A 7,318-nucleotide genomic window follows, 5' to 3' on the forward strand; every position below is an offset into this window, starting at 1 on the left:
GCCGAGCCCAATCGTCATGAGGCTCCTTCCCATCCTCGGTGGCAACCCAATGTTTTCTGTCCCCACCAAAATTCCAGTCGGGCAGCCGATGGCTACCGGGAACATACATCAGTTCGCCTGAACCCGGTTGAATATCTTCCAACGCGATCCAGCAGGCGGCTAGTTCTAACGGTTGATCGACAACAACATAAGCCGTGTCTTGATGGAGTCCCTGTTGCGACCCTTGATCGAAACTCAAGCTCTGAAACAACAGGGGATCAGCGTCGAATATCAGCTGCAAAAATGCAATCAATGATGGAGAAGAAAAAAGATCGAGAGCTTCCGCAAACGGCACAAAAGAATCGACGACACGTACGCCCAATCTGTCCTCAGGTTGACTTAATGGCAAAGTATCATAGCCATCATGCCGCTGATAAAGAACGTCTTTATTTCCTTCGCGGAAAGACGTCTCTATTTTACGTCGAAATGCATCAACTTTTTCTGGTGTTGCGGCAGCGTGTAGAATGATAAAGCCGTTTCTAACAAAAAATTCGATCTGATTTATTTGCTCGGATGTCAAATGACGGGCCGTTATCTGCTGACGCCAGTCGTCGCGGTCCACCCACAAGCCACCAAATCGCGAGTGGAAAGCGGGATCATCATTCTTACTCACGGGGATCATCCTTTCAGAGCGATATAGGCTTCTAGAGGCAGCGTGATGTAGCGATATTTCCAATGGTCAGAACGAAGCATAGGATTAAGCAGGGTAACGCGATGCGGCGTAAAATTTATTTACCTCAATGCTCATTGGCACCCTCAGCCTGCGTCAAGTGATATGAGTCCAATGCCTAACACTCTGGTGTCCAGACTATCGCTAAATGCAGCAGGAGAAAATGTTTTGTCTTGCTGAGTTTGCAACAAAATATCGCCGTTGCAGATGCAGGAAGGAGGTAGCCGCAACTTGATCATCTGCAATCCTCCCGGCAGATCGAAACTGCCGAGAAAATAACCGTTCGCAAGGATATCGATATTCTGATGGCTCATGCCTGGTGGTACGAAGCATTGAAGGGCTAGGTGTACGGTTGCATATCCGCCGCCATAGCCGTCCATGGCGAACCGCAATTCCTGAATTGAATCTTGACCCCAAACGCCCCATTCCTCACGGGTGTACCAACCTCTGACCAAGATATCATCGACATCGACAGTTTGGTTATCGCGAAGCGTACCGAAAAATACCGGTATGTTGCGGGGGATGAGGGGAAAGCCTGCGCTGGACCAGCTTGATTGGCCTTGAGGCTTCGTCGCGTCGTCACGGCGGCGGGCGTGGGTTTCTGCAAATGACAATTCAGCGAGATGCTGCAATTGATCGATCCGACCGATAATCGCCGCCGTCATCTGCTCTAGAGTCGCCAAACGTTGCCGCATTTCCTCTATGACAAACAAAGTGCCTGCGGGTTCGACTGAATCGGCGGTTCGGCCATCGCCACTTGGCAGATCAATTTCTGGCTCTTGCATCGCCTTTCCAATGACTGGCAATTGGCACATTGTCGACCGCAAAAAGGGAGAAATGCGTCAGTCTATTGGTATTTCCAAGGTGAGGTCTGGCTGAGTGGACGTCTATGGGTCGTCGCTCGGCGGCGGAAGCTACGCATAGGATGGCGAGCAAGCGAAATCTTCGCAGATTTCCTCTGCCACGATCAGGCCTTGCCCTTGAGCGCGGCGGCGAGCGACATGGTGGCGCTGCCGCGTCGGGCAGGGGCTGCCTGGCTGGGGTCGGGTTTCCAGCCGGACAGATAGACGATCGCCATTTGCTCGGCCGTCCGGCCGTCCGCGTCCGCTGCCTGCGCGAAATGCGCGCCTGCTCTTGCCAGCGTTTCGCGGTTCAGTAGCGGTGGCTGCTCTGCCAGTCGGTTGCCCGCGCCCATGCCGCGCAAGTCACGCATCAGCCGCACTATGTCGCCATAGCGCACGACGAGCGTCTCGCCATCGGCGACCGGCATGGCAAAGCCCGCTCTGCTGAGCAAATCGCCGGCCGCGCGGACATCAATCTGGGGATGGATATGCTGGCCTGGCCGGTCGCCCTCACCCGCCAGCAATGCGGCCTTGAGCCTTGGCAGGCTGCCCGCACCCGTGAAGGCGGCGAGCATCAATCCGTCGGGTCGCAAGATGCGCCGGATCAGGATCAACGCACCGGGCAGGTCGTTGACGCTGTCCAGCGTGCCGCAGGCGATGATGAGGTCGAAACTGTCATCGGCAAAGGGCAGGGCATCTTCGTCGCCCTGCACGCCGTTTGCCCCGCGCGCGGCGAGGAAGCCGGGATCCACGCAGGCGACGCGCTTGCCCATCGCTTCCAACGCGGCCTTCGCGCTGTCGTCAGGGCAGCCGATCATCAGTGCTTCGGGCAGGTCGCGCTGCACGTCGGCCAGTCGGTCGAGCAATTCCTCCAGCATGGCACGATAGAGAAAGTCGTGATCGGCAAAACGGGTGATCATGCGGTCGCGACCCTGGGCGCGGCGCGATCGGTCGAATATGTCGGGGGCGGTCATGGCGGGCCTTGTGCATCGGGCGGCAAGCGGGGACAAGCAGATGATGTCCGTCTTGCCGCTTCTCAAGGGCGCGATCCGTCCGCTGGTCGATTATGCGCTGCCACCGCGCTGTCCCGGTTGCGGCGCGATCGTGCAGGAGGATTTTGCTTTCTGCCTCGATTGTTGGGGCGGGATGGAGTTGCTGGGCGAACCCTGTTGCGCGCGCTGCGGCCTGCCCTTTCCGCACGATATGGGGGAGGGGGCGGAATGCGCGCGATGCCTCGTTGATCCGCCGCCCTTCGACAGCGCGCGGGCGGTGCTGGCCTATGGAGATGTCGCGCGCACCGTGGCGCTGCGGCTCAAATATGGGCGGCGGATCGGCCTGGCGCGGCTGATCGCGCGACAGATGCTGCGTCATGTGCCTGATCATGGCGACGATCCGCCGCTGATCGTGCCGGTGCCGCTGCATCGCTGGCGATTATGGGGGCGGGGGTTCAACCAGTCGGCGCTGATCGCCGATCATCTGGGCCGCCTGACCAGGTTGCGGGTCGAAAAACATCTGTTGCTGCGGACCCGTCGGACCCAGCCCTTGCGGGGCATGAACCCGGCGGCACGGGCGAAGACGGTGCGCGGTGCTTTTGCGCTGGCGGATGGGCATGGGGTGAAGGGGCGGCGTATCTTGTTGATCGACGATGTCCACACCAGCGGCGCGACGGCGGCGGCCTGTGCGCAGGTTCTGCACCGGGGCGGGGCGAGTCATGTGCGTCTATTGTGCTGGGCACGGGCCTTGCCGCGCGACGCTGCGGATTGACAAAGCGGTGTGCGCGCCCAATTTCGGACGCTAAGGAGTATGACAGGCATATGGCGAAGGTCGAAATCTATACCAAGGCATTTTGCGGCTATTGCGCGCGCGCCAAGGCGTTGTTCCGCGACAAGGGCGTGGCGTTCGAGGAATATGACATTAGCATGGGCGGTCCCAAGCGTGAGGAAATGCTGGCGCGCAGCAATGGCGGGGTGACCGTGCCGCAAATCTTCATCGACGGTACGCATATCGGCGGCAGCGACGACATGGCGGCGCTCAACCGACAGGGCAAGCTCGACGCCTTGCTCGGCCTCTGATGCACATGCGCGCCGCGCTGTTCCAAATGACCAGCGGGATCGACCCCGCCGCCAATGCCGCCGCGATCGTGGAAATGATCGCGCGCGCCAAGGGCGAGGGGGCAGACATGCTCTTCACGCCCGAAATGGCGGGCTATCTTGATCGGGACCGGGCACGCGCGGCGGCGACCTTGCGTTGCCAGGCGGACGATGGCGTGCTGGCGGCGGTGCGGGATGCGGCGGCGCGCGAAGGGTTGTGGGTGCATATCGGCTCGCTGCCGCTCAAGGACGAGCGCGCCGACGGTCGCTGGGCCAATCGCAGTTTCCTGATCGACGATACCGGCGCGATCCGCGCGACCTATGACAAGATCCATCTGTTCGATGTCGATCTGGCAACAGGCGAAAGCTGGCGCGAGTCGTCGGCCTATGGACCGGGGGAGCAAGTGGTTGCGGCCGATACGCCCTGGGGCCGGATGGGCTTTTCAATCTGCTACGACATGCGCTTCCCGGACCTGTATCGCGCGCTCACCAATGCAGGGGCAACGATCCTGTTGGCACCGGCCGCCTTCACCGTGCCGACGGGACAGGCGCATTGGCATGTGCTGCTGCGTGCCCGCGCGATCGAAGCGGGCTGCTTCCTGATCGCGACGGCGCAGGTCGGTAATCATGCGGATGGCCGGACGACCTATGGCCATAGCCTGGTGGTCGATCCGTGGGGCGATGTTCTGCTCGACATGGGCGAGACGGCTGGGCTCGCCCTTGTCGATCTCGACCTGTCGCGGATCGACGCCGTGCGCGGGCGCGTGCCCGCCATTGCCAACCGCCGCCCGATCCCGGCGCAGGTGACGCTGGCATGATCGTGTTCGACCTCAAATGCGAAGGGCAGGGCCATGTGTTCGAAGCCTGGTTCGGCTCCAGCAACGACTATGCCGACCAGCAGGCGCGCGGTCTGATTGCCTGTCCGCTTTGTGGTGACGCGCGCGTGATGAAAGCGGTGATGGCCCCGGCCGTTGCGGCCAAGGGCAATAGTCGCGCGGTGGTACCGCGCCCAGAAGCCACAACCCCGGTGGTCGCCAATGGCGGCGACGAGGCGAAGATGCGGGCGCTGGTCGATGCGCTGGCGCAGGCGCAGAGCAAGGCGCTGGAGGGATCGACCTGGGTCGGGCACGGCTTTGCCGAACAGGCCCGTGCCATGCATTATGGCGAGCAGGATCGCGCCAGCATACACGGCGAAGTCGCGCCGCAGGAGGCCAAGGCGCTGATCGCCGAAGGCGTCGAAGTCGCGCCCTTACCTTTCCCGGTCATCCCGCCCGAAGCGAAGAATTGACCGCGCCGTTCACGCATAATAGAGCGTGCCGGGCGTGCACCCGTAGCTCAGCAGGATAGAGCATTAGATTCCTAATCTAAGGGCCATGGGTTCGAATCCCGTCGGGTGCACCATCTTCCTACAGCCATTTGAGCTTGCGGAAGCGGGCATAGAGTAGGCTGCAGATGATCGTGATCACGCCCAACACGACGAAATAGCCGTAGCGCGTCCGCAGTTCGGGCATATTGTCGAAATTCATGCCATATATGCCCGCGATGGCGGTCGGCACGGCCAGAATCGCAGCCCAGGCGGCCAACTGGCGGGTGATAGCGCCGGTCCGCTGCTGTTCGAGCAGGTTGCTGAATTCGAACACGGACATCAATATTTCGCGCAGATCATCGACCATGGTCTGGACCCGGCGGACATGATCGCGCACGTCGCTGAAATAGGGCCTTGCCTCCGCGTCGATGCAGGGGAGGTCCAGTTTGACGAACTTGTTGGCGACTTCATGCATCGGCGTCAGGATACGCTGGAAACGCATCACCTGCCTGCGTAGATTGAATATCCGGGTGATGTCTTCCCGCCCCAGGAACTGATCGACGGTCTGTTGCTCCATCGCCAGCACTTCGTCCTCCACGCCCTCGATGACGGGCAAATAGCCATCGACGATGAAATCGAGGACGGCATGCAGCACATAGTCCACGCCTTGCGCCAGTCGATCCGGCACGGCTTCCAGTTCCTGCCGCAACATATGATGCGCGCGAGCTGATCCATGACGTACGCTGATGATATGGCTGTGGCCGACGAAGATCGCGGTCTCGCCATAACAGATGCTGCCTTCCTCGACATGGGCCGTGCGCGCGACCACGAACAATTGGTCGCCATAGATATCGACCTTGGGCAACTGATTGGCCTTGATGGCATCTTCGATCGCCAGCGGGTGCAGGTCGTAGCTGCGCCGCAGGGTCTCCATTTCCGCCATCGTCGGTTCGGCCATGCCGATCCACACGAATTCGGACTTGTCATGCGCGCAGTCGATCCGCTCGTCGATCGTCACCGGCCTGACGCGGCGGCCATTGCGATAGAGATAGGCGGCGATGACGGTCATGAGTGATCCTGCATGTGGAGTCGGACATGCCGATTAGCAGATGGCCTTTCCCGCGTCCTCCAGGCACGCCCATCCGTTCGTCGCTCACCAGTCTCGCCCGGCGCAATTTTATCGGGAACCATCGCAAGCTGACTTCGCTCTGACACAGTCGAGCGCGAAAGGGATGTATCGATGCGGGCACCTAGGCCGGGATAAACCGGGTCACGCGCACAGTGGAGCTACATCCGTGTCTATCCTGACCATTGATTTCGAGGCGTCCTGCCTCCCGCGCCATGGTCGGTCCTTCCCGATCGAGGTCGGCATTGCGGTGGAAGGCTGGTCGTGCAGTTGGTTGATACGGCCGCATCAGGATTGGGAAGATTGGGGCTGGACGCAGGAGGCGCAGGCCTTGCACGGTCTTGATCGATCGACGCTCGTGCAAAAGGGCTTGGATGTCGATGCGGTATTAGCCTTGCTGAGCGATGCCGCAATCGGTCGGCGCGTGGTGGCCGACAGCCGCATCGATCAACAATGGCTGGATACGCTCGCCGCCGCTACGGGGCGACCCACGCCCTTCCTGATCGAGCATGTTTCCGCGATTATTGCGGAACGGCACGCCGACGATGCGCAAGTCCGTGAGTCCGTGGCGATCGCCGACCGCCGATGCCCCACACGCCATCGCGCGGGCACCGATGCCTTGTGGCTCGCTACCATGCTGGCGCATCTTCCCACCACTGCACCACCGCAGATTGGGACGAAAATGCCGGAATTTTCCTCCGTTTGACGCTGCTGTGTCACCTGCGCAATAATTTGTAACGTTCGGCAAATTTCAGAGACATTCAGGCGATCTAAGTCCGGCCGCGTTGTGGGCGCATTGGGGGCGTCTGTCTGTTTCTGGAGGTACGCGCATGATCGGCGATCGAGGCAAGTGTGGATGGCACGATCTTTGGGCATGACCCCGCCGCTCATCCTGGTGACGGAAACGGAAGCCGCGCAGCAGCAAGCGGTCCGCACGCATCTGGAGGAAACCGGCTTTAGAGTTGTGCCAAGCGGTGGTGCTGCCCAGATTTTTCAGGCGCTGGCCACCATGCCCGTTGGCGTCATAGTGCTGGACGCAGCGCTTCGCGGCGCGGATGGCATGGATTTGTGCCGAGATGTGCGTGCGCGGAGCGAGGTGCCGGTGATCCTGGTGGGGGCCAATAGTTCGGAGGTCGATCGCGTCGTCGCATTGGAGCTTGGCGCGGACGACTATATCAACAAACCCTATTCCGCGCGTGAACTGGCTGCGCGCCTGCGTGCCGTCCTGCGGCGGGGGCGGGGCGA

Annotated in this window: 10 protein-coding genes and 1 tRNA gene; 7 read left to right on the forward strand and 4 right to left on the reverse strand. The window is 60.9% G+C overall.

What is annotated here, in order from left to right:
* The 3 genes from IL54_RS22465 to IL54_RS00440 form a co-directional block, all read right to left on the reverse strand.
* Positions 1-652: phytanoyl-CoA dioxygenase family protein (locus IL54_RS22465; protein ID WP_193378790.1), on the reverse strand; the 652-nt coding region annotated here is incomplete at its 3' end.
* 143 nt (positions 653-795) lie between these two features.
* Positions 796-1,494, reverse strand: a complete 699-nt coding sequence (locus tag IL54_RS00435; RefSeq protein WP_156106019.1) for a hypothetical protein — start codon at positions 1,492-1,494, stop codon at positions 796-798.
* Between the two features lie 182 nt (positions 1,495-1,676).
* Entirely contained in the window at positions 1,677-2,525 is an 849-nt protein-coding gene (locus tag IL54_RS00440) for a class I SAM-dependent methyltransferase (protein WP_037472138.1), read from the reverse strand.
* 40 nt (positions 2,526-2,565) lie between these two features.
* On the opposite strand from IL54_RS00440, the gene IL54_RS00445 reads away from it, so the two are divergent.
* The 5 genes from IL54_RS00445 (at position 2,566) to IL54_RS00465 (ending at position 5,042) form a co-directional block, all read left to right on the forward strand.
* Positions 2,566-3,315: a ComF family protein gene (locus IL54_RS00445; RefSeq protein WP_037472491.1), complete on the forward strand. Its 750-nt coding sequence runs from the start codon at positions 2,566-2,568 to the stop codon at positions 3,313-3,315.
* A 50-nt stretch (positions 3,316-3,365) separates the two neighbouring features.
* Positions 3,366-3,623, forward strand: a complete 258-nt coding sequence (grxC, locus tag IL54_RS00450) for a glutaredoxin 3 (protein WP_037472139.1) — start codon at positions 3,366-3,368, stop codon at positions 3,621-3,623.
* Positions 3,624-3,628: 5 nt separating this feature from the next.
* On the forward strand, positions 3,629-4,459 hold the full coding sequence (locus IL54_RS00455) for a carbon-nitrogen hydrolase family protein (protein WP_037472493.1): 831 nt from the start codon (positions 3,629-3,631) through the stop codon (positions 4,457-4,459).
* Positions 4,456-4,929 carry a DUF1178 family protein gene (locus tag IL54_RS00460; protein WP_037472140.1) on the forward strand — a complete coding sequence of 158 codons (474 nt, stop codon included), beginning with the start codon at positions 4,456-4,458 and terminating at the stop codon, positions 4,927-4,929. The genes IL54_RS00455 and IL54_RS00460 overlap by 4 nt, the downstream gene beginning before the upstream one ends.
* 36 nt (positions 4,930-4,965) lie before the next feature.
* Positions 4,966-5,042 (forward strand) — tRNA-Arg (locus IL54_RS00465).
* A 5-nt stretch (positions 5,043-5,047) separates the two neighbouring features.
* Here the strand turns inward: IL54_RS00465 and IL54_RS00470 are convergent.
* Positions 5,048-6,016 (reverse strand): magnesium and cobalt transport protein CorA, encoded by a 969-nt coding sequence (locus IL54_RS00470; RefSeq protein WP_037472141.1) that lies wholly within the window; start codon positions 6,014-6,016, stop codon positions 5,048-5,050.
* A gap of 226 nt (positions 6,017-6,242) precedes the next feature.
* On the opposite strand from IL54_RS00470, the gene IL54_RS00475 reads away from it, so the two are divergent.
* Positions 6,243-6,779 carry a hypothetical protein gene (locus IL54_RS00475; protein WP_237748740.1) on the forward strand — a complete coding sequence of 179 codons (537 nt, stop codon included), beginning with the start codon at positions 6,243-6,245 and terminating at the stop codon, positions 6,777-6,779.
* Between the two features lie 168 nt (positions 6,780-6,947).
* A partial coding sequence (locus tag IL54_RS00480) for a response regulator transcription factor (protein ID WP_156106045.1) occupies positions 6,948-7,318 on the forward strand: 371 nt, incomplete at its 3' end.

Source organism: Sphingobium sp. ba1 (assembly GCF_000743655.1).
Lineage (GTDB): Bacteria > Pseudomonadota > Alphaproteobacteria > Sphingomonadales > Sphingomonadaceae > Sphingobium.